Raw genomic sequence first — 21965 nt, 5'->3', positions numbered from 1 at the left:
CTTTAATAGCAATAGATAACTCAATTAGATCATATTTTTACTTAGATTGGTATTAAGCCCTAAACATTCACGACAAGCATAGGCCTTCTTAACCGCATAGATATGCTGGCGCTTTGTTTGACAAATAGGGCAAGTGAGATATAGCTTATTACTAGCGCTTCTATTATCTTGAACTAACTGAATTTGAAACTTTTTACCGTCAATAATAAATTGAATAAATTTGGGTTTAACACCTAGATCTATTAACTCAAAAAACTTGTGGTCCTTACTTAATTGATCACTATGAATGACATAATGACCATTTGGTGTCTCTAATAAAGGCTTAAACATAATGGCGGATAAACGGAAGTATTGACAAGTATAAGAGCGTTTTCTTACTCGTCCAAAATGGAAACCTCTTGGCATATATTCACCTTTGTATTGTACGAAAAACAGGGCTAGATTGAGGCTTTATTAGTTTTAATCTACTCAATCCATAATCTTTTGTTTGCACTGGTCTATAGCCTTTACCACGCTCTTTAGCATGATAAGAAAGGTGATAAATAACATTTGCTTTAGACTGCCAGTCCTCACGTTCTATCATGTGGTAACCGCTCATATGCATAAAACCACCACCAACATCCCACCAAGCATCTTTAATTTTATTATATAGGTAATGAGGTGTTCTTATTTTGCGCCCCTCTAAAAATAGTGCCATGTGATAATGCTGCTGCTTTGCCCTTTCAAGTTCTCTACACCAAGAGCAACCTACCTGTTTAAACCTATATTCTTTTTTTATTCGATAAGATAACAATTTGTAAAAATGACTGATCATTCCGTTATCTGATGTAAAGCTCTCCAAATGCAAGTCGAAAAATACAACCAACACACGGCTATAATTCTCAGTCATAATATTAATCTGTTTAATAATTCCCTTCATCTGTTTTGTATAAATAGGTAAGGGATGCCCCTGCTTACTATAACCTGAATTAATTGGCCAAATTTCCTTATCGACCTTTATATATTCTGAAGTGCTTGTATATTTACTGCTGCTATATTTATTCATATCACTAATAAAGACACAGTTAGATATTATTAATTACCCCCGACCATGTTAGTACCTACTATTACTCCTAAGTATAGAAGGATAATAACCACCAACCTTAGTTTAAATTTTTAGCGTAGATAAAACCCTATAATCAAGTTTCATATTGTTACATGCTAGATATTATGTAATCAGGTATAAAAAAGCCGCTCAAAAGAACGGCCTTTATTGGTTTAATAATTTTAAATGCGTACAATCCTATTTGTTAGTTGGTGGTTTGTCGCCAAACTTCCCCACCAGCATTAACACCTAATGCCCTTTTAAGTTACTTTTCGTTGCTAAAAGGGCTTTCTTTTATTAAACCAGCTAATTCTAAAAGCTTCTTTTGATTACGTTCAAATGCATTAGGTAAACGCTTAAGCTCTCTTTTAGCAAGCTTCAAACTGTTAGAACTGTGGATAGCTTTAGACTCAGCCGTTGCTATTATTACCTCTTTTTTATCGCCTGAGATATGTCTTTCATCTAACTGCCAACGGCCTCGGCCATGAATATAAAGACCTTTTCTCCTAAGTGATTTAATTATATCTCGAGGTGCACTTCCACAACATATAATCCAAAGATCATCTTTTGAATATGTACTGCCATCTAATAACTTCCTATAAACAGTTTTCTCTACTAGCGAGAGAGTTTCATATAGTTTAGTCATTACGATACCTCCTGAGATTCTAACCACTCAAGAATCGCAGACTCTCTCCACCCAATTGTCCTACCTTGGATTTTAATAGGTAATGGTAAAACACCATCACGCTGCCAACGCCATAAGCTGACACGACTTTTTGAAAGTAATTGTGATAATTCAGTAATTGAAATCACACGGTTTGATTCTGTAAATGAGGTTGTATTCGTTATCATTAGTTATGCTCCTGTTGTAAGAGCTTTAATACTATTTCAAATGGTTACTGAGAGTTACATATTAAAACCCCCTTTCAGGTAAAGAGGGATTTAAATTTTAGGATTTCGCCCCTTTTCTACCTGTGGCACTCTTACATCAATTTCAGAAAAAACCTTTCGTTGTTCTATAATTTGATTACTAACTGTTCTCCCCGATTTATTCTTTACTAGTAATGGATATTTCTTTATTACTGTATATGCATCTGGGCATTTCCCATAAATCCAATAATCTAAATACAAATTAAGACTTAATTCATAAATCCACTTTGTTCTAGATTCATTGCGTTCTTTTTCCTCTATATAACTTTCAAGATCTTTCTTTATTTGCTTAATATCCCTTGGTAGACGCTCTAAGACTACAGATAACTTTCCCATAATAAATATTTCACTAAATACATCATTATCATCTTCAGATGAAATAACCCTCAAACAATGTTCTTTCATATACATCAGTTTATTCTCAACCGTTCTTGAGTTATCGATCTGTATTATCTGTAATTCTAAATCATACAATTGGTTAATTAAGTTTAAGAAGTAATTATTATGCTTACTCAACTCTGGGAAATCTTTAAGGCATTCCATCCATGTAGCTTTGAACTCTCTTCCTTTTAATTTTAATACTTTAAGTTTTATGCACTCCCAAAACTTGATTGTATTTGCAATATCAGGGAATTTTTTATCTAACTCTTTCTTCAGGGCTTTAATGATTAAATCTTCTATTAAATCTTTATTTTTATTTTGCGTCTTCCTGCAATATTCAATGAATTGAGAGCAATTTTCATGCTCTAAATTTTCAATATTTTTTGATTTACTAAGTAAAGCATTAGCTAATTCAGTCGAATTCCTGCATCCCCTCATCCCTAAAGGCGCATTTAGATAAACTTTAAGATCAGTAAGTGCACGATATATTTCCTGACGTTCTGTTAGAAATGTAAATGAAACAGGATTAACTTTTTTTATATTTTCATTTTCAATGAAAGCTAATTTTTCATATAGCTCTTTTTCTGTTTGTAACTCATCACTAGATAATTCGATATAAGTACTAAGATCATTCATAATTTAAACTCCCCCAAATGCCAGTATATTATTAACCGCTACTTCATTAAGCTTTTGTTCCCACGCTTCCAATGCTCTTTGTTTCTCTGGCATGTACTCATAACGATCATAATGCTTTGAACTAACATCGTGTAGAGCATGGTTTTGAAGTCTATCTCTAATTGATTTACTAATCCCAAGTTCCCCCATTAATGTTTTACAGGTACGGCGAATATCACGAGGTATAAATGGACGTATATCTGTTTTATTGCGATAACGTGCGATAGCCCTAGAAAGAGAGTCTAAAGTGATATGACGCTCTCTATCGAACCTGTGAGGGAATATAAAATCACTTTCACCACTATTTTCTTTCTGCTTTGATAGTATGAAAATAGCTGATTCTGTAAGGGGGACGAGGTGAGGACGTTTATTTTTAGAAATGTCTGTGGTGATTAATAAAGTCTTAGCTTCCCAGTTGATACTTTCCCATTTAGATGAAGCTAATTCAAAGGGTCTTTGTCCGCCTGTGTAAAATAGAAGGCTTATAAGGTTTCGAATACTATTCCCCATTTGAAAGCGTAAGAATTCATTATTTAAATCATTTAATAACAGCTTAACTTCGCTATCACTTAAAAAGTGTTCTCCTACTTTTTCCGCTGATTTTTGTTTAGGGATAGCTGAGACAGGGTTAAATAATAAACCGAACTTAGCATCATCAATAAAGTTAGCTGGGTCATTGTCATGTGCTAAACCATAATTAAACGCAGCCATTAGATAACTTCTAACTCTGTTGCTTTGCGTGAGAGCTCCACGTTTGATCATATGTGACAGTATAATAACTAAATCATCTTTGGTTACATTTTTAGCTTTAGTCTCTGGTTTTATGTATGGATAAACTTCTTTTTCTAAAGACTTTAAAACAGCTTTATACGTTCGCTTACCATCTTTCTTCATTTGTGAAGTGTAGCTATTAAATAACTGCTCAATGCTTCCCTTTTGAGCTTCCACTTTGACTTTATTTTCTTCCTCCGCTTTTATAAGTCCGAGTTCGAGTCTTGGATCCAACCCTGCTTGTAACATTGCTCCATATTTTTTGGCGGCTAAACGAGCAGCAGCTAAAGTAACTCCATTTTCTCTGCTGGTGGGCGCATCACCTATTTTTATAAATTTTCGGTTACCATCTACATAGTAACGAAAAACAAAACGCTTACTACCGCTACTAAAGATTTTCACACCTAAGCGCCCCATTCCCTTGGTTCCATCATCCTCCCATTCATAATAGGACGACTGTTTTGTCTTAAAGCCGATGATCTTATTTAAAGTGAACAATGCCATAACTATTCCTTTGTTAACCATACCCAGCTTAATTTTGGGTGTAGTTGTGGGTGTAGTTAGAGTGTAACTTAATGAAACAATATTAAACAGACAGAAAACAAACAACAAAAACAAAACCATCAATAACAACGACTTAAGATTAAAATTTAATTAAAATGAAATATTGTGAAACACAAATAATTACGACTCATAATCGTCAGGTCCCCCGTTCGAGTCGGGGAAGGGCCACCATATTCAGAAAGGTTAGTAGGCGTAGTGCTTACTAACCTTTTTTTATGCCTGCTCATTTTGGGTGTAGTTGTTATACCAATTATATTAAATAAGTGATCTAAATTTTACGCAGAAAAAATGACTTAGTTTAAGGCGTAATTTGAGTTAAATAGTTGTTCTATTTGCGAAAATTACAACGAAGAAATAAGTTATTTTAGCAAGTAAAATAGATCAGTTAATTAGTGTGATTGGTATTAGTCTAGTTAGTACAACTTAGCTCCAAAAGTCCCCACCTCAATTCCAGCCCCCCTTTTATTGAATAAAAAGTTATATATTTTTATTTTTATTTGAATATACGTTTTTTTATATATAACATACTTGTATATTCTATTTAATGGTGGCCTAGATGAAACAAGATAATAAAAAATCAGTTCTATTTTTATGTACCGAGAATTCAGCTCGGTCTCAAATGGCGGAAGCATTATTAAAAAATAAAGCACAAGATCTTTTTGAGGTCTACAGTGCAGGTACGCACCCTACCACTGTCGATAAACGAACCATCAAGGCGTTAACACAATATGGCATAGCAACTGAAAGACTGACCTCTAAGCATGTTGATCAGTTTTCAAATCAACAGTTTGATTATGTGATTACTCTTTGTGATACCGCTGCTTCTGAATGCCGTGATTATAAACATACCGCGATGCAGCTAGCGTGGGACTGTATTGACCCTAAACAACGAGCAGGTAATGATCCTTTTTATGATACGCTCAATGAAATCAACAACCGTTTAGAGTTATTCCTTTCTGTTGAAGTCCATCCTGAAAAGCTAGTAGATAACAATCACTCCTCAGAGAACCTTGATGTTATCGCATTTTATAAAAGCCTGACCGATGATATTCGCTTAAAAACGCTAATGCTCACCCACTTCCATGGGGAATTATGTGTTTGTGAATTAATGCAAATAATGGCTGTGGACTGTCAACCTAAGATATCGCGCAATTTAGCTGTCTTAAAAAGAAACAAAATATTAATTGCTCGTAAACATGGGCAATGGGTGTTCTATCGAATAAACCCTGAGCTGCCAGAGTGGGCAAAATCAGTTATCGCAGTGACAACAGAAAATAATGCCTACCTAATTAAAGATGAACTTCAACGACTAGCTCATTTGGAAAATAAACCGAATAGAGCAAGTTTTTGTAAATAATTAACTTAAGGACTTTAAGATGGGTATTTTTGAACGATTTTTATCAGTATGGGTTGCTTTAAGTATTGTTGCCGGGGTTATTTTAGGGCTTTGGCAACCTGGTGTTTTTCAAGCTATCGCCGGCTTAGAAGTAGCACATGTCAATGTCGTTGTCGCAGTGCTTATTTGGGTAATGATCTATCCAATGATGGTACAAATAGATTTTTCATCAATAAAAGATGTCGGGAAAAATCCTAAAGGTTTGTTACTTACCATTATCATTAACTGGTTAATTAAACCTTTTACCATGGCCGGTTTAGGTTGGTTATTCTTCAATATTTTCTTTAAAGATTTTATTGACCCAGCTTCTGCGCAAGAATATATCGCAGGTATGATTTTATTAGGCGTTGCACCTTGTACTGCAATGGTTTTTGTTTGGTCACAACTGACAAAAGGAGATGCGAACTACACCTTGGTACAAGTGTCGGTGAATGATGTCATCATGATTTTTGCTTTTGCACCTATTTCTGCATTTTTGCTTGGTGTAAGTGATATACAAGTGCCATGGGAAACGTTACTTGCATCAGTGGTTTTATATGTCTTAATACCATTGATTGGCGGCGTCGTTACACGAAAAGCGCTCAACTCTCGACATGGAGAGCAATCGTTAACACAGTTATTAGCCACTTTAAAACCTTGGTCAGTTGTTGGTTTATTAGGAACTGTTATTTTATTATTCGGCTTTCAAGCAAATACGATTATTTCTGATCCTAGTACAATTGTTTTAATCGCAATTCCTTTAATGATCCAAACCTACGGTATTTTTATTATTGCCTACCTCGCTGCTAAATGGATGAAATTACCTCATAACATTGCAGGCCCAGCTTCGTTAATTGGCACTTCCAACTTCTTTGAACTGGCAGTAGCGGTCGCAATCTCTTTATTTGGATTACACTCAGGAGCAGCGTTAGCAACGGTTGTTGGTGTGCTCGTAGAAGTACCCGTTATGTTGTCATTAGTCTTTATTATTAATCGAACACAAAGCTGGTTTAAATAAACCACCTAAAACTAATACTGTTACTGCAGATATGACAAACATGAAGGAATAATTATGAACGCTCATCCTTTTGATACGCTACCGTTAGAGAATAATGGGAGGTTAATTTTCACTCCCTGCCCCGGTACCAAAGAAGCAAGTTTACTAGGCTCAATTTCAACTTTAAAACAAGCAGGTGTGAATATGCTTATTACACTGATGGATGATAAGGAGATGCAAGAAAATAACGCCTTATCGCTACCATTAGAATGTAGTAAGCAAGGCTTAGATTGGATTCAACTACCGATTCCTGATAATGCACCACCAAGTAAAGTATTTGAGGAACAATGGCATAAGCAAATAGAAAACATTTTAAGTAACCTTAACAGCAGCGGCAGCATTGCAGTGCACTGTAAAGGCGGATCTGGACGAACAGGTTTAACCATTGCTTTAATACTAGCCGCTTATGGCTGGCCAACAGATAAGGTTATACCAATTATATTAAATAAGTGATCTAAATTTTGCGCAGAAAAAATGACTTAGTTTAAGGCGTAATTTGAGTTAAATAGTTGTTCTATTTGCGAAAATTACAACGAAGAAATAAGTTATTTTAGCAAGTAAAATAGATCAGTTAATTAGTGTGATTGGTATTATTAGAGAAGTACAAAAAATAAGGCCTAATGCGCTCAAGCACCCACAACAACTTAGCTATTTTAAAGACAATTCTTAGCTTTTAGTTTCCCTTGCTAAATACCATCAATTTTATGTGTTTGATGGTATTTACTATAAGCCTGACAACCGAGAAAGCCGCCACTTTCAAAACTAACCTTGCACAATACAATTCCTACCCGATGCTTTTGCTTTATATAAGGCTTGGTCAGCACGGTGTGACCAACTTTCGAAGCTTTCTCCAGGCTGATAATCCACCATCCCAGCACTAAAAGTAATATTGTTATTAAGTGAGAAGTCAAATTTTGATATTAATTCACGAATATGATTTAAATGCGCATAAGCCTGCTGACTTGTTGTTTTAGCCATTAAAATAACAAACTCCTCACCACCCCATCGAGAAACAACATCTTCATGGCGAATATTCAGCGTTAGCTGCTCTGCAAGCTTTTGTAAAATATCATCTCCAATATTGTGACCGTAACTATCATTTATACTTTTGAAGTGATCAATATCCAATATAGCCAACGTTACAGGAGTCGCGTGCCGCTTTGCACGAGAAAGTTCTTTATTAACATACTCCATAAAGGCACGACGATTATAAAGTTGTGTTAAAGCATCTATAGAAGCAAGTTTTTCAAGCTCGCTATTCTGCTCATTTAATTGTGTGTTTTTAGTGCTAATTTCTAACGTCCGCTGACTTACCATCTCTTCTAGGCTACTCGTATAAGCATTGATTTTTTTAAAGCTAATATAAAAAGCTTCAGAGAGCTGCCCTATTTCATCTTTTGCATTAACCATTTTAAATTCGTTATTTGGACAATTAATGGCTTTTTTTACTTGTTTTGTAAGCAGAGAAATTGGCTTAGCTATTTTGTTTGCTAAATGAGCAATTACAAATAAATAAAACAACATTAACAAACAAGAAATAGTAACAATCCTATATAAAAGCTCATCAATATTAGAAAAAATTTCAGATTTTTCAGTCGTCACGAATAGAGTCCATTTGGGCAAAACCTCTATCGAAGAAAAAGTAACAATCTTATCTTCCGCTAACTTTGTATCATAATATTCACCATAACCATTTTGATTGGATTGGGTTTGCTTAACTATCTTATAAAACCCAGGAAAGTCAGGATCTTCAGTGGTTGATAATGAAGTTGACATAATAACTTCTTTTATTGGATGTGAAACGATTAAGCCATTGGCATCAGACAACCACGCATAACTTTCTTTAGCGAGTTTAATTGCAGATAACTTCTCGGAAATAAGCGTTAACGGTACAGCAACAGCTAAAGCCCCTTGCCACTTTTTTTGCTCATTAAGAATAGGAACTGACACTACGATAACAGGCTCATTTGTAAAACTAGCATGGATAGGCACGGTAATATTATAGTCTTTGTGATCACGCATATCACCATGTATAAATAGAGGATGTGCTACTTTTCTTGTTTCACCACTTATATCGGTAAGATTAAAATTTTGATCGACAAAAGCAGCATTGATGAAATCACCCTCACCTACTTTTAATAATTGATTTAGAGCTCGCAAGATTGTTTTTGAATCGGCCTGTTGAAGATCATAGGTATTCTTCATCACCTTTAATATTGCAACATACTGCTCGAACTCTTGACTCAATGATCGAGCATGTAATTGAGATATTTCAGTGGATTTCTGTAACTCTAGATTAACCAACTGATCACGCTCACTGATATAAAATATACATAACAGTAAAATGGTAAACGAAGCCATTATTAGTGAAAATACAGTGATAACTTTTGCTTTGATACTATTAAACATATTAGCCTTGAAACTTAGCAGAACAGATGATTGGAAGAAGAGTAAAACGATTAACGACATTAACGACTCTTAAGGCTGTTAAATAGAAACGTAAAACAGCGCCTAAAATAATACATCTTAAGCTTTGGTCCAAGTAAATATTAAAAAAAGACAAACTAAACCGTATTTAATAACTTCTAGCAAAAAAATAAATTTACTTTAAGCTAGCGTAAAATTAACGAAGATAGCCACCAATAGGGTATGAGATGAATGAATTAACAGCACAACGTATTAAAGAGATACTGAAACTCAATCAACAACAACGCTTCAACTACCTGTGCAAAGAAGTACAAAAGCAAAAACAAATTTGGTTGCTCGTTGACGAGCATGGCTGTGTTATGTTGAACACAGAAGATGAAGATTGTATTCCAGTTTGGCCAAATAAAGAGTTTGCTGAAGACTGGGCAACGGATGAATGGTCTCATTGTAAAGCGGAATCAATCAGCCTAGAAAAATGGAAAGCGCGTTGGACCCAAGGTTTAATAGAAGATGAATTATCTATCGTTGTTTTTCCTGATAAAAACTTAAATGGAGAAATCTTCTTTCCTGAAGAGTTTCAACAGGAATTAAATTTTCAAAGTAAAAAATAATTAACCACGTACATTATTATCTTTGATATATCAGAGCGTTTAGAAAGAGTTTCCTATGCAAGTAAGTTTACCTATATATAAAAAAAGCGGGAAACATTACCGACTTAAGCTAATAATCTTATTAGCTTTACTATCTCCCTTCAGTTTATCTGCACACCCCCATGCTTGGGTGTATATGAACACCTATATTGATAGCACTCAATCACATATTACTTCACTACATATGACTTGGGCTTTTGATGCTGAAACAACGCTTTATATGTTAGAAGGTGAAGATACAACGCCTGAACATATCGACAGAACACTTCAAAATCTCGCAACAAGTATCGTTGATAACATGTATAACGAGCATTATTTCACCTACTTTTATAACAGAAATACCCCTGTTCGCTATAAAACAGCAACCGATGCGCATTTTATCCAAGATGGTGATCTTCTCGTGCTTAGCTTCGAGGTGCCCCTCTCTAAAGCGATACGCTTTAAGGGCAATGATTTTAAGTTAGTCATTTATGATCAAACTTATTATGTCGATATGTCTTGGACAAAAAAAGCTGACGTACAGATATCTGAAGCGCTGCAATCACAATGTACAGGAGAGATACTCGAGCCCAGTGTTCCTGAAGAACAAAGAGCTTATGCATTATCTTTTGTTAGTGAGACAACACCAAATAATGAATTAGGGGAAATGTTTTCTCAGAAATATCAGTTAAACTGCCAATAGAGCCCAAACCAATAATCAAATGGTTGAAATGATTCAGCCATATTGAAAAGGAGTTCATAGGTAATGATGCTTTCTATATTTGATATTTATAAAATAGGTATTGGGCCATCAAGCTCTCATACTAGCGGGCCAATGCTTGCCGCTTACCTTTTTACGACAGTAAACCAAGACCGCATAGAGGATATAACCTCTATTAAAGTTGAACTATTTGGTTCGTTATCGTTAACTGGAAAAGGCCATCATACAGACCGCGCTGTGATGTTAGGCTTAGCAGGCTTTAAACCCGATACAGTTAAAAGTCACAGTGCTAACTTATTGCTTAAAGAGATTGCCGGTAGCAACCGCTTACCAGTATTAGGTAAGCATCCTATTCAATTTACACCTTCCCAAGATATCGAGTTTCATCGAACAAGCTTACCTTTACATGAAAATGGATTACGCATCACTGCTTATGATCAACATAACATTTTATGCACGGAAACCTATTACTCAACGGGCGGCGGCTTCATTAGTACAGAAAAAGAGTTATTAAACCCCATCAAAAAACCTAAATTTAGCGTCCCCTTCCCCTTTAACTCTGCTGAAGAATTATTATACCAAGCAGAGCAAAATGGCTTAAGTATTGGTACATTAATCTTAAAAAATGAACTGTGTTTTTGTGGTGAGCAACAGCTCAATGACACCACAGATAAAATCTGGCGAGTGATTAATAAGTGTATTGAACGAGGCCTAAAAACAGAAGGGATACTAGAGGGAGGATTAAAGGTCACACGACGTGCACCCGCATTATTTAAAACATTACAAGCTAACAATGATATCGATACAGACCCGATGGGCATATTAGACTGGGTTAACCTATATGCTTTTGCTGTGAGTGAAGAAAATGCTTCAGGTGGACAAGTCGTAACGTCGCCTACTAACGGTGCTGCTGGCGTTATTCCTTCCGTGTTAATGTATTACAACAAATATATTCGAGCAATTGATAACACACAACTCAAAGACTTTTTAGCGGTATCAGCTGCGATAGGAATGCTCTATAAAAGCAATGCATCAATCTCTGGAGCGGAAGTTGGATGCCAAGGCGAGATTGGTGTTTCATCATCAATGGCAGCCGCTGGATTAACCGCTATTCGTGGTGGTAGTAATGAACAAATTTGCATTGCGGCAGAAATTGCAATGGAACATTCATTAGGTATGACATGCGACCCGATTGGTGGATTAGTGCAAGTGCCTTGCATAGAGCGAAATGCGATGGGCGCGATGAAAGCAATCAATGCCTCTAGGATGGCGCTAAAACGCAATAGTAAGTCTCTTATCTCATTAGATAAGGTGATTGCGACTATGTATCAAACAGGTAAAGATATGAATAAGAAGTATCGTGAAACATCACAAGGAGGGCTTGCCGTTATTCACTTATCTCCTCCCTGCGAATAACCAATAAGAAATAAAAACCCTCTGTTTAACTAAGCGCAGAGGGTTAAATGATGTTGAGTTAATTACTTATTAATTTTAATTAATTCCACATCAAAAATCAGCAAAGAACCACCTGGGATTTTGCCAGCCTTACGATTGCCATAAGCCAAACGACTTGGGATAAAAAAGCGGTACTTATCGCCTTCAACCATTAACTGCACACCTTCAGTCCAGCCTGGAATCACTTGGTTTAACCCAAATGAAATAGGCTTACCTCTATCAACAGAACTATCAAAAACCGTACCGTCGATTAACGTACCATGGTAATGTACTTCAACCTTACTTTTTGCAGTCGGGTGTTCAGTCCCCTCGCCTTTTTCTAATACTAAGTATTGCATACCAGAATTAAGGCTTTGTACACCTTCTTTGGTTGCATTCTCAGTTAAAAATGCACGACCTTTATCAATATTTTCAGCAGCACTTTCTACTGAGCTTTTAGACTGGTATAAGAAAAATCCAACCGCGAGAACTAATAAAATGAAAAAGATTTTAATCATTATTTTTACCTATTTATAATATGAAGTGCAGACTCTACTAAATTTTACAGTAAAACGTTATTGTTAAATGTAAAAAAGCGAGGTTATTCACCTCGCTTCCATCTTACCCATTAGTAACCTGTACTAATAAATATTTATTTTGCTGCTTGCTCACTTTGTCTTAACTCTTCATTAAGTAATTTTTCAACATAACCTGGTGAATGAGTATTACCAGAAATAAGCCTATACATGGCTGGGATAACAAATAACGTCACCACTGTCGCAAATGCCATCCCAAAGAACACCACTGTCCCCACAGCAATACGGCTCTCAGATCCTGCACCAACCGACATAATTAATGGAATAGAACCGGCCAATGTAGTGAAAGCAGTCATTAAGATAGGACGTAAACGACGCGCTGCAGCATCAATGATCGCAGAATCTAACTGTTGCCCTTTATCACGTAGCTGATTAGCAAACTCAACAATTAGAATACCATTTTTGGTTACCATACCAATCAACATGATCATGCCGATCTGGCTATATATATTTAAACCTTGCTGCATTACGACCATACCAATAAAACCACCTAATACACCCATTGGTACAGTGAACATCACCACCAAAGGGTTAATGAAGCTTTCAAATTGCGCCGCTAACACTAAATAGGCAACCAATAAAGCTAAACCAAATACGATTAATACGCTGCTTTGATTTTCTTTATATTGTTTAGACTCACCAGTGTAAGAAATGGTGATATCACTTGGAAATAATTCAATCGCTTTCGCATCTAAATAATCTAATACATCACCCAATGATTTACCTTCTGCAGCACTGCCACCCAAGGTAATAGACTTTTGCTTATTATAATGTGAAAGACGACTTGCAGAGGCAACCTCTTCAACCGTCGCCAAGGTATCCAGTGTGATTAACTCACCTTTACTTGAACGCATATAAATTTGACTCAAATCGCTAACATTATTAAAGCTATTTTCATCACCGCGTAAGTAAACATCATACTCTTCACCACGATCGACATAGGTTGTGACACTGTTACCACCTAACATCACTTCTAAGGTTTTCGATAACTCCTCTAAGCTTATTCCAAGTTCAGCTGCACGATCTTTGTCTAGTGTAACCAATAACTCAGGTGTTTTTTCTGAGTAGTCCAAGTCGCCACCAACAACCATGCCATCGGCTTCGGCTTGCTGTCTTAGTAGCTCACCATACTTAGCTAGCTCTTGGTAATCTGAGCCACCTAATACAAACTCCACTTGGTCACTAGAACCGCCACGGAACCCTGGTAGTAAAGGTCGAACTCTTACGTCAGGTAAGTTTTTTAATGCTTTACTAACTAATACCAATGCCTCATTTGCAGAAGTGGTTCTTTCGTTCCAGTCTTCTAGTACCATAATTACAAAGCCAGTTTGGTCTCCTGCATTGCCGCCAAACGCCGGTGCTTGTGTACTAAACGATTTAATAACGCCCTGCCCTAATAATGGTAATAGGCGTTCTTGCACTAAATCCATATTCTCAGCCATTCGATTAAAGCTGGTTCCCTCAGCCCCTTTTACAAAGGCAAAAATAACCCCTCTATCTTCTTTAGGTGCTAATTGAGAAGGTACCTGTTGCATTAAAAAATAACTTCCAGCAATACAAGCAACAATCACTAATGGAGCAAGTAAACGTGCTTTCATTGCATAGTTTAGGCCGCCACGGTAGACCTTTTCTAAGCGTGAAAACTGCCTATCCACCCAGCGGTTAAAAGCATTTTGTTGTTGGTGTTCTTTCAGCATTTTGCTGGCTAAAACCGGAGTCAGAGTTAACGCGATAAAAGAAGAAAAAATCACAGACATTGCTAATAACACAGAGAATTCAGTAAATAATAACCCTACCATTCCATCCATAAATGAAATTGGTAAGAAAACCATCACTAATACGAGTGTCGTCGCGATCACCGCAAAACCAACTTCTCTTGTGCCTTTATAAGCCGCCATTAATGGCTTTTCACCCTTTTCGATATGATGGAAGATGTTTTCTACTACAACAATTGCATCATCAACCACCAGCCCTATTGACAGAATTAAAGCCATTAACGTGATCAAATTAATCGAAAAACCAAAGTAATAAGCAGCAATAAAAGCAGAAATTAATGAAACAGGTACAGTGATAGCAGGAATAATGGTGGCTCTTGCTTGCCCAATAAAGATATACAGCACTAAAACAACCAAGCCACCCGTTATCAGTAGGGTATTATAAACTTCATCAATTGAGCGCTCGATAAATACCGTTGAATCATAATTCAGTCTTAATTCAGTATTTTCAGGGAGGAATTGTTGGATATTCTCCACTTCTTGACGAACAACAGCTGCAACATCAAGCGGATTCGCGTCGGATTGGGTCACAATCCCTAAGCTTAAGTTAACAACACCGTTGTTTTTGAAAGCTGAGTTTTCATTCTCAGCCCCCACATACACTTTTGCCACATCTTTTAAATAGATAGGCGTGCCGTCATTTGCCGTTCTCACTACTAAATAATCAAAGTCCTGTGGTTGATCATATAAACGCGCGGTTCGTACTGACATCACGGTCGTATCGTTTCGAACTTCGCCTCCAGGGCTTTCTACATTTTCAGACTCTAAGGCAGAAATAATATCATTGGTAGTAACAGAACGCCCCGCCATCAGATCAGGATAAAGTTTGACATACATTACTTGATATAGGCCACCTGTCACTTCAACAGAGCTTACACCACTGATTAAACTAAACCGGTCAGTTAATGCTCGCTGAGCGTAATCTGTTAGTTGCGTTCTATCCATGGTCGTTGAGTTAAGAGTAATGTATAGAGAAGGCTCTCCTGAACCGTTATTTTTAGATACAATAGGTTCATCCGCTTCATCTGGTAAAGCACGTTCAGCTTTTGCAACAGCGTCACGTATATCACTGACCCCTTCAGTTAAGTCCCAGCCTAAATCAAATGTCACTGTAATACGAGACATGCCATTTCGGGTGACAGATTCTACTTCATCAATACCACTAATCCCGGTCACTTGATCTTCGATAACCGAAGTAACTTGGCTTTCCATAATGGTTGCACTAGCGCCTTCATAGCGAGTGGTAATAGAAACAACAGGACTCTCAACGTCTGGCATTTCACGAACCGCTAGTTTTTCAAATGACACAATACCAAAAACACACAATAATAAACTTAATACGATGGCCATTACTGGCCGTTTTACTGATATGTCAGATAGCCACATTATTTATCATCCTTTTTTGGCTGCTTTGGTTTGGGGCTTTTTTCTTGCTGACTATCAACATCCCCTAAGTCATTGATGGCTATTCCATCGCGCATATTAACTAAGCCTTGTACGACGATACGCTCGCCGATCTCTAAACCCGACTCAATCACTGCTTGATCTTGAATACGAGCTCCTAGTATTACTTCTCGACGTTCTACTTTATTATTATCACCAATGACATAAACAAAACGCTTAGTACCTGCATATTCTAAAGACTGAACCGCTATGATAGGTTCATTAATCGCTCGGAATACAACGGTTGCTGACATTAACATCCCTGGTTTTAACTTTTGTTCCTTATTATCAAACAATAAGCGAACTCGTAGGTTTAATGTGTCTGAGTTAATACGAGAGTCAATGGCAGTAATTTTCCCTGTGAATGCTTGATCAGGCCATGCTCTGGTCGTCGCTGAAACATCCATGCCAATCTCAACCTGTGATAAGTAGCGCTCTGGTATCGGTAAATCTAATGTCATTTCTGATAAATTGTCTAACGTTAACAGTGTCTCACCTACCGCAACCGTTTTACCTTCACTGAAATCTAATAAGCCTATCGTGCCATCAAATGGAGCAACAATATTATGGTTATCCACAAAAACTTGCGCCGCTAACAACCTTGCTTTACCAATCGTAACAACCGACATTTGAGCATTTAATTCGGTTTGTGTAATCGCTTGTTTTTTGATTAAGCGTTGATAATCTTTTAGTGTTCTTTGCTCATTAGCTAAGTAAGCCTTTGCTTCAGCTAATAAGGCATTCGCTTTACGATCATCCAATACAATTAATAGCTGTCCTTTTTTCACCTTTTGGTTGGCTTCAACGTTAATCTTTGTCACTTTAGCCGCCACTTCAGAAGCAATACTCACATACTGTTTAGCTTGCAATTTGCCAATTAAAGATAGTGATTGAGAGACTTCATGACTGGCTACAACATCACTATAAACAGGTGTGGTACGAGGCGCTGCAGGGGCTGAAAATGCCACATTATAAAATGAGCTCATGACAAAACTGGCTAAAACTAAAGTAGCATTTAATTTTTTCATTATTTTTCTTCTAAAGTAGGTGAGGTAAGAATAAAGATAACAGTTTTCAACTATTACCTACCATCTTAAATTAAAAAAAGAATACAAATGTGAAGAAATTATGGAGAATTGGTAACAAAATCATTAAAAGCTCACATTTAAATTAATTAAAGGGAGATAACCGCCTAACTATTTTAACTAAAAGTTAAATTACTTCACAACAATCACAATTAAATCATGCATATAATAAAATTATTGGCTCACTCTAGAAATAACTAACGCGAAAGGGAAATCATGATTGTTGTTTTATTTCGCTGGGAAATCGACCCAGCACATGAAAAAATATTTAAAGAGGGCTGGACTGAATTAGTGCAGCGTAATATTGAAAAATACGGAGCTTTAGGTTCACGTTTACACAAAACAAAAGATAACCAATGGGTTTCTTATAGTCAGTGGATAAGTGAAGAGCATTACCAAAAAGCGCAAAATTTAGAGGATAAACACGAAGAGGCCAGGTCTAAAATGCTCACCGCTATTATCAGTACTGCAACACCACTAATACTAGTGCCTATGCTTGACCATTTAATCGGCACTAATATCCCAACAATCAATAAAACGGTTTAATTAAAATAGCTTAAATGACTGTTTATTATTTATAAAAAAGGCATTTACACCTCTTCCATTACTCACTGTTAATGGAAGAAAACCTATCGAGCGAAAGATAAGGTTAAGTTAGCCATTCTCACACATTAATTAATCATTACATCTATCAAATCATAGGCTCCATTGAGTCAGTTGCTTCTGTTATTTATCAGTCTTAGAGTTTGATAAATAACAGAAAAATTATCATAGATTCAGATCACACCTCTATAACATAGCGCTATGACTAAGAGATAGTTTAAGTAACTCAAGGACATTGTTACCTTTTTAAGGTAGAGTCATAAGCAACTTTTTATAGGGATATAGATTAAATGTCAGATGATATGAGTAGTAAACAGTTGCAATTAAATAAAATAACTCAAGACTTAAGGGCGATGCATTTAGCACAATTAACTGCCTTTGCTTTTACATTACCTCCTCTTTATTTTTGTCGAGAATATATTAATGACAGTGAAGCAGAGGCGATTAACCATTGTAAACAACGTTTACTTAATTTGTTGGTAACAGAAAAAGTAACCAGCGAACAACTTTTGATGCTTTTATCAGATAAAGAGTATTACAGTGAAGAAGAGGCCCGACTAAGATTAGGACCTTTAATGTGTGATTAATTTGTCTGTACAAGTTTATTAGCATTGGCAAAATCGGGGAGAGGACTCCCCCATCAAATAAGCAATCTATAAAGGGCTAGCTATAAACGCCCTTTAAATAATTAAAAGACAATTATTCACCAATATACTGCGAGTTTTTAAATTGCCCTTTATATACTTCACCATTTGGGTAAGTCATTGTGCCAAAACCATTTAATTGGCTATTCTGGAACTCACCAACGTACTTAACGCCATCTTTCAAATATAACGTACCATTACCTTCCATCGCGCCATCAATAAAGTCACCAACATACTTATTACCATTAGCAAAAGTAATCTCTCCTTCTCCACTCATTTTATTATCGATGAAGTCTCCAATATATTTAGTGCCATCAGGGAGAATTAATGTACCTTTACCTTCGCGAATATTATTTGTGAATTCACCGATATATTGACTACCATCAACTGCGTTTAGAGTGCCCTGACCATCCATATTATTATCAACGAACTCACCTACATATTGAGTACCATTAACAAAAGTAAACGAGCCTTGGCCATTCATTTTATTTTCACTGAACTGACCTACATATCGGTTACCATTCTCGAAAGTTAAAGTGCCTTCACCATCTCGTTGATTATCTTTAAACTCACCAATATATTCTAATCCACTCGCTAGCCTTAAAGTACCATGACCTTCCATCATACCTTCTTTAAAGCCACCAACATATTTATCCCCATTTACAGCAGTGAACGTCCCTTCGCCTTGCATTTGGTCATTCTTAAATTCACCAACGTACTTATTACCATTTGCAAAGGTCAGCGTCCCCATACCATTTGCTTCACCATCCTTGTATTCACCAACATAATGATTACCATCAGTAAACGTTAGGTTGACCATTTCACTGCTACTGCTGTCATTGGCTTCAATCGCGCTTTTATTCCCCTCAACAGAGGTTGAATTATCCTGAGTGCTTGCACAAGACGTTAACAAACCGATTAAAGTAAAAGCCATAGATAGCTTTGCAAATTTTTTCATTTTAGCTCCGAGCATTTTTAATAATAATGATTATTATTAACTTAACATGTTCCCTTTAAAAAATTAATGCTTTTAACTAAGAAAGCCCATTATTTTGTCAAGAATGCATCAAATCTAACCTCAAAAGTATAAAAACCACTTATTATGGGTAAGCACGAGTAATAAAATGAAACTTAAAATAAAATATAAAAAACAAGAGCGTTTAAGATTTAATAAATGAGGAAAGTAATCACATCCCTTCCCTCAAAATACACTTTTGGAGTGTTATCTATATAACGCCAAAAGAGCGAACTTATTTTCAACTTATGGAGGTAAAGGAGCTGGTTATTATTGATAAAAATGCGTTGTATCTACTATTGTCGCTATTTTAGGAAGAGATTTTATGAGCCTCATACCATTAAATAGAAAAAGGTTGAGGTGCCCGAAAGCACCTCAGATAGATTATTGTTTTTTCTTCTTTTTAATTAATTTTAATTTTTTAGCTAATGGCCCAATCGCACCACCTTGCAATACAACAGAGAAAAGAACAACAAAAAACACCATACTCAACATCTGCTCTGAGCCATCAATACCGGCCGTTGCAGGAATCATGACAAAGACAATCGGAGTCGCTCCTTTTAACCCAATAAAAGAAATAAACGTACGCTTTTGCCAGCTGGCTTTGCTAAAGATTAAATAGCAAATTTGCACTGCCAACGGCCTTGCAACAAAAATTAAGAGTAAAGCGGGAATAACTGAAATAACAAAAAAGTTTAATAAGTCTTTTGGAAATATTTGTAGACCGATAATAATAAACAGTAATGACTGCGCTAACCAAGCCAAACCATTATAGAAATGTTTATTAACGTCAGCACCACGTTTTAATTGGTTGCCAATAATGACACCTGCAATATAAACAGCAATCAACACATTACCTTCTACTAAGGCTGCGCTATTAACGGTGATCACAAAGCACGCAAGAATAAATACAGGGATCAAACCATATTCTTCTAACTTAATATGATTTAAAGAAAAAACACAAAACTTCCCAACAATGAAGCCAATTAACCCGCCAAATAAAACCTGTTGTAATAATAATAAACCGATATCAGAAGCGGTTGTCGAGGCACCAGAACCGCCCACAATAAGATCCGTTAATAAAACAACCAGCAATAATGCAACAGGGTCATTGGTAGAGGATTCAAACTCTAATACTGTATCTGTATTTTCTTTTAATTTTAATTTTTTAGATGTCAAAATTGAAAATACAGCAGCCGCATCAGTAGAAGAAACAACGGCAGCAAAGAGCAAACAGGTTAGGAAATCAAAAACTAATAAATAATTTAAAATAACGGCAAAAATAAAGGTCGTTAACAGTACGCCTAAGCTTGATAAAACCCCTCCCTCTTTCCATGCTAACTTAATACTTGCATTTGAAGTATTAAGGCCACCAACAAATACGATGACATTAAGGGCAAACACACCAACCCATGAGGTTAATTCGAGGTTGTCATATATAAAATTGAATTCGCCATTTCCGAAAACAAGGCCAACAGACATAAAGATAAGTAAGGAAGGGATCCCCATTACTTTGGATGGATGGTGTAACATAATTCCCATTACAACCAAACAAGCTATACCTAACGACATTATTTCAAAAGACATTTTTATTCCGTATATAAGACGATGAAAACTAAAGAGCTCTTTACAAGGAGCCAAGATTTACCTCAGTAGAAGTTAACAGCGACAGTACTAACTTGAAAAGCTGAGAGTGTACTTTGTAAAATTATATCAGTATTTTACCTATCTCCTACCCCCTTTTATAACTAATTCAACTAGATGCTAGCCACTCTATTTACATAATGACACAAGTAACCTCTTCTAGTCGCGCGATCATTTTATCGTATTATTTATAACTTTAATTCAGTTTATAATTATTTTTTAGTGAGGTATTAAATTAATAAATGATTCAATTTAATTATATTGCTATGTAGAACACTTTGAAGTGAGCATATAAATAGACTGATAATTGCACGCTGACGATAATCTAAAATATTCAAATATATGATCAGTAACAAATGAAGTATCAACTGTATTTGCCACTACAAAAATACAACAATGTAGTCACTTACTCTATTGTATCCTATCAGAAGATAGTCATAGAAATAAACCAGCAGCTAGAGGCATGACATCTTATCTAGCTGAGAATACTATCGTAAGAGGTCGAAGGCGTTGCTATCTAAGAATACAAGAATGACAGTAAAAACTAGCTATTTTATGTCAATTTTTTGATGAGTGACGTCAAGGAAAGAGGCTAACCTGTAAGGTTGCAGAGAAAACTTATCTAATTAATCTGAAAATTTGGGGGTTAGAGTAAATGCACAAGAGCAGAATTAACGGAACTAAGGTAAACAAATAGGCAGTGAAATAACTTTAAATGAGGCAATAAAAAAGCCTTAACAAATGTTAAGGCTTTTTTATTAAATATGGTGCCCGAGGACGGACTTGAACCGTCACTCCTCTCGGAAACGGATTTTGAATCCTGATAATTCAATTTCTTGTGGCAGTGTAGAGTAGTTAACTCCTTGTTTCAATTGATTTCGATTGTTTACAGTTTATTCGAGTTTAAGGGGGTTTACGCCAAATTTACGCCAAAAAAATAATGGGATTGAAAATAAATTCGATATCACTTTCGTTTTAAATATGTTGAACAAGTCGATATAAAGTGCAAAGAAAGCTCTTTGAATAAAAATTAAGAGCACTGAGTTTGGAGTTTTTAAGAGACTGTAATAAAAACTGTGTAACTGCTTATTTATAATCCTACTATTTGGAAA

20 protein-coding genes and 1 tRNA gene are annotated in these 21965 nt (G+C 36.0%); 8 read left to right on the top strand and 13 right to left on the bottom strand.

Going from position 1 to position 21965, the window contains the following annotated elements:
* Positions 1 to 24 precede the first annotated feature (24 nt).
* The 6 genes from V6256_RS12465 to V6256_RS12440 form a co-directional block, all read right to left on the bottom strand.
* On the bottom strand, positions 25 to 405 hold the full coding sequence (locus V6256_RS12465) for a hypothetical protein (RefSeq protein ID WP_341598548.1): 381 nt from the start codon (positions 403 to 405) through the stop codon (positions 25 to 27).
* 4 nt (positions 406 to 409) lie between these two features.
* Positions 410 to 1045, bottom strand: coding sequence for a YagK/YfjJ domain-containing protein (locus V6256_RS12460; RefSeq protein WP_341598547.1), 636 nt, complete (start codon positions 1043 to 1045; stop codon positions 410 to 412).
* A 304-nt stretch (positions 1046 to 1349) separates the two neighbouring features.
* Positions 1350 to 1730, bottom strand: a complete 381-nt coding sequence (locus tag V6256_RS12455) for a hypothetical protein (RefSeq protein ID WP_341598546.1) — start codon at positions 1728 to 1730, stop codon at positions 1350 to 1352.
* Positions 1730 to 1936: a helix-turn-helix transcriptional regulator gene (locus tag V6256_RS12450; RefSeq protein WP_341598545.1), complete on the bottom strand. Its 207-nt coding sequence runs from the start codon at positions 1934 to 1936 to the stop codon at positions 1730 to 1732. The genes V6256_RS12455 and V6256_RS12450 overlap by 1 nt, the downstream gene beginning before the upstream one ends.
* 90 nt (positions 1937 to 2026) lie before the next feature.
* Positions 2027 to 3031, bottom strand: a complete 1005-nt coding sequence (locus V6256_RS12445) for a hypothetical protein (protein ID WP_341598544.1) — start codon at positions 3029 to 3031, stop codon at positions 2027 to 2029.
* A gap of 3 nt (positions 3032 to 3034) precedes the next feature.
* Complete coding sequence (locus V6256_RS12440; protein WP_341598543.1) at positions 3035 to 4345, bottom strand: tyrosine-type recombinase/integrase; 1311 nt, start codon at positions 4343 to 4345, stop codon at positions 3035 to 3037.
* A 616-nt stretch (positions 4346 to 4961) separates the two neighbouring features.
* Here V6256_RS12440 and V6256_RS12435 point away from each other — a divergent pair.
* Genes V6256_RS12435 through V6256_RS12425 form a run of 3 tightly spaced genes read left to right on the top strand, consistent with a single transcriptional unit; the run spans position 4962 to position 7290 of the window.
* Positions 4962 to 5762 carry a metalloregulator ArsR/SmtB family transcription factor gene (locus tag V6256_RS12435; RefSeq protein WP_341598542.1) on the top strand — a complete coding sequence of 267 codons (801 nt, stop codon included), beginning with the start codon at positions 4962 to 4964 and terminating at the stop codon, positions 5760 to 5762.
* Between the two features lie 19 nt (positions 5763 to 5781).
* Positions 5782 to 6798, top strand: coding sequence for an ACR3 family arsenite efflux transporter (gene arsB, locus V6256_RS12430; RefSeq protein ID WP_341598541.1), 1017 nt, complete (start codon positions 5782 to 5784; stop codon positions 6796 to 6798).
* 54 nt (positions 6799 to 6852) lie between these two features.
* Positions 6853 to 7290, top strand: a complete 438-nt coding sequence (locus tag V6256_RS12425) for a phosphatase domain-containing putative toxin (protein WP_341598540.1) — start codon at positions 6853 to 6855, stop codon at positions 7288 to 7290.
* Between the two features lie 309 nt (positions 7291 to 7599).
* Here V6256_RS12425 and V6256_RS12420 read toward each other — a convergent pair whose 3' ends face one another.
* A complete protein-coding gene (locus tag V6256_RS12420; RefSeq protein ID WP_341598539.1) occupies positions 7600 to 9306 on the bottom strand; it encodes a sensor domain-containing diguanylate cyclase in 1707 nt (568 codons plus the stop codon).
* A gap of 185 nt (positions 9307 to 9491) precedes the next feature.
* On the opposite strand from V6256_RS12420, the gene V6256_RS12415 reads away from it, so the two are divergent.
* The 3 genes from V6256_RS12415 (at position 9492) to V6256_RS12405 (ending at position 12030) form a co-directional block, all read left to right on the top strand.
* Positions 9492 to 9875, top strand: coding sequence for a DUF2750 domain-containing protein (locus V6256_RS12415; RefSeq protein WP_341598538.1), 384 nt, complete (start codon positions 9492 to 9494; stop codon positions 9873 to 9875).
* A gap of 55 nt (positions 9876 to 9930) precedes the next feature.
* Positions 9931 to 10596, top strand: coding sequence for a DUF1007 family protein (locus tag V6256_RS12410; RefSeq protein WP_341598537.1), 666 nt, complete (start codon positions 9931 to 9933; stop codon positions 10594 to 10596).
* 66 nt (positions 10597 to 10662) lie between these two features.
* Complete coding sequence (locus tag V6256_RS12405) at positions 10663 to 12030, top strand: L-serine ammonia-lyase (protein ID WP_341598549.1); 1368 nt, start codon at positions 10663 to 10665, stop codon at positions 12028 to 12030.
* A gap of 62 nt (positions 12031 to 12092) precedes the next feature.
* On the opposite strand, the gene bamJ is transcribed toward V6256_RS12405, so the two are convergent.
* The 3 genes from bamJ to V6256_RS12390 all read right to left on the bottom strand — a co-directional run bounded on the left by bamJ (position 12093) and on the right by V6256_RS12390 (position 16890).
* On the bottom strand, positions 12093 to 12566 hold the full coding sequence (gene bamJ, locus V6256_RS12400; protein ID WP_341598536.1) for a BamJ family beta-barrel-assembly machinery protein: 474 nt from the start codon (positions 12564 to 12566) through the stop codon (positions 12093 to 12095).
* 134 nt (positions 12567 to 12700) lie between these two features.
* Complete coding sequence (locus V6256_RS12395; protein ID WP_341598535.1) at positions 12701 to 15805, bottom strand: multidrug efflux RND transporter permease subunit; 3105 nt, start codon at positions 15803 to 15805, stop codon at positions 12701 to 12703.
* Complete coding sequence (locus V6256_RS12390; RefSeq protein ID WP_341598534.1) at positions 15805 to 16890, bottom strand: efflux RND transporter periplasmic adaptor subunit; 1086 nt, start codon at positions 16888 to 16890, stop codon at positions 15805 to 15807. Before V6256_RS12390 ends, V6256_RS12395 begins: the two co-directional genes overlap by 1 nt.
* Positions 16891 to 17163: 273 nt before the next feature.
* Here V6256_RS12390 and V6256_RS12385 point away from each other — a divergent pair, with 273 nt between their 5' ends.
* Positions 17164 to 17493 (top strand): antibiotic biosynthesis monooxygenase family protein, encoded by a 330-nt coding sequence (locus V6256_RS12385; RefSeq protein WP_341598533.1) that lies wholly within the window; start codon positions 17164 to 17166, stop codon positions 17491 to 17493.
* 347 nt (positions 17494 to 17840) lie between these two features.
* The gene (locus V6256_RS12380; protein WP_341598532.1) at positions 17841 to 18137 is read left to right on the top strand and encodes a hypothetical protein; all 297 of its coding nucleotides are present in this window, start codon (positions 17841 to 17843) and stop codon (positions 18135 to 18137) included.
* A gap of 112 nt (positions 18138 to 18249) precedes the next feature.
* Here V6256_RS12380 and V6256_RS12375 read toward each other — a convergent pair whose 3' ends face one another.
* The 3 genes from V6256_RS12375 to V6256_RS12365 all read right to left on the bottom strand — a co-directional run bounded on the left by V6256_RS12375 (position 18250) and on the right by V6256_RS12365 (position 21696).
* Positions 18250 to 19152 carry an MORN repeat-containing protein gene (locus tag V6256_RS12375; protein ID WP_341598531.1) on the bottom strand — a complete coding sequence of 301 codons (903 nt, stop codon included), beginning with the start codon at positions 19150 to 19152 and terminating at the stop codon, positions 18250 to 18252.
* A 441-nt stretch (positions 19153 to 19593) separates the two neighbouring features.
* Positions 19594 to 20796, bottom strand: a complete 1203-nt coding sequence (locus V6256_RS12370; protein ID WP_341598530.1) for a potassium/proton antiporter — start codon at positions 20794 to 20796, stop codon at positions 19594 to 19596.
* An 822-nt stretch (positions 20797 to 21618) separates the two neighbouring features.
* Positions 21619 to 21696 (bottom strand) — tRNA-OTHER (locus tag V6256_RS12365).
* Positions 21697 to 21965 lie beyond the last annotated feature (269 nt).

It is taken from the genome of Psychromonas aquatilis (assembly GCF_038155185.1).
GTDB classification, from domain to species: Bacteria; Pseudomonadota; Gammaproteobacteria; order Enterobacterales; family Psychromonadaceae; genus Psychromonas; species Psychromonas aquatilis.
This window is presented reverse-complemented; position numbering and strand designations above follow the sequence as displayed.

Excerpts from the sequence above, each read along its gene's own strand:
- V6256_RS12380 (WP_341598532.1), top strand. The coding sequence starts at position 17,841 with ATGTCAGATGATATGAGTAGTAAACAGTTGCAATTAAATAAAATAACT.
- V6256_RS12385 (WP_341598533.1), top strand. The coding sequence starts at position 17,164 with ATGATTGTTGTTTTATTTCGCTGGGAAATCGACCCAGCACATGAAAAA.
- V6256_RS12425 (WP_341598540.1), top strand. The coding sequence starts at position 6,853 with ATGAACGCTCATCCTTTTGATACGCTACCGTTAGAGAATAATGGGAGG.
- V6256_RS12445 (WP_341598544.1), bottom strand. The coding sequence starts at position 3,031 with ATGAATGATCTTAGTACTTATATCGAATTATCTAGTGATGAGTTACAA.
- arsB (WP_341598541.1), top strand. The coding sequence starts at position 5,782 with ATGGGTATTTTTGAACGATTTTTATCAGTATGGGTTGCTTTAAGTATT.
- V6256_RS12435 (WP_341598542.1), top strand. The coding sequence starts at position 4,962 with ATGAAACAAGATAATAAAAAATCAGTTCTATTTTTATGTACCGAGAAT.
- V6256_RS12375 (WP_341598531.1), bottom strand. The coding sequence starts at position 19,152 with ATGAAAAAATTTGCAAAGCTATCTATGGCTTTTACTTTAATCGGTTTG.
- V6256_RS12395 (WP_341598535.1), bottom strand. The coding sequence starts at position 15,805 with ATGTGGCTATCTGACATATCAGTAAAACGGCCAGTAATGGCCATCGTA.
- V6256_RS12410 (WP_341598537.1), top strand. The coding sequence starts at position 9,931 with ATGCAAGTAAGTTTACCTATATATAAAAAAAGCGGGAAACATTACCGA.
- V6256_RS12370 (WP_341598530.1), bottom strand. The coding sequence starts at position 20,796 with ATGTCTTTTGAAATAATGTCGTTAGGTATAGCTTGTTTGGTTGTAATG.
- V6256_RS12405 (WP_341598549.1), top strand. The coding sequence starts at position 10,663 with ATGCTTTCTATATTTGATATTTATAAAATAGGTATTGGGCCATCAAGC.
- V6256_RS12415 (WP_341598538.1), top strand. The coding sequence starts at position 9,492 with ATGAATGAATTAACAGCACAACGTATTAAAGAGATACTGAAACTCAAT.
- V6256_RS12455 (WP_341598546.1), bottom strand. The coding sequence starts at position 1,730 with ATGACTAAACTATATGAAACTCTCTCGCTAGTAGAGAAAACTGTTTAT.
- V6256_RS12420 (WP_341598539.1), bottom strand. The coding sequence starts at position 9,306 with ATGTCGTTAATCGTTTTACTCTTCTTCCAATCATCTGTTCTGCTAAGT.
- V6256_RS12440 (WP_341598543.1), bottom strand. The coding sequence starts at position 4,345 with ATGGCATTGTTCACTTTAAATAAGATCATCGGCTTTAAGACAAAACAG.
- bamJ (WP_341598536.1), bottom strand. The coding sequence starts at position 12,566 with ATGATTAAAATCTTTTTCATTTTATTAGTTCTCGCGGTTGGATTTTTC.
- V6256_RS12460 (WP_341598547.1), bottom strand. The coding sequence starts at position 1,045 with ATGAATAAATATAGCAGCAGTAAATATACAAGCACTTCAGAATATATA.
- V6256_RS12465 (WP_341598548.1), bottom strand. The coding sequence starts at position 405 with ATGCCAAGAGGTTTCCATTTTGGACGAGTAAGAAAACGCTCTTATACT.
- V6256_RS12390 (WP_341598534.1), bottom strand. The coding sequence starts at position 16,890 with ATGAAAAAATTAAATGCTACTTTAGTTTTAGCCAGTTTTGTCATGAGC.
- V6256_RS12450 (WP_341598545.1), bottom strand. The coding sequence starts at position 1,936 with ATGATAACGAATACAACCTCATTTACAGAATCAAACCGTGTGATTTCA.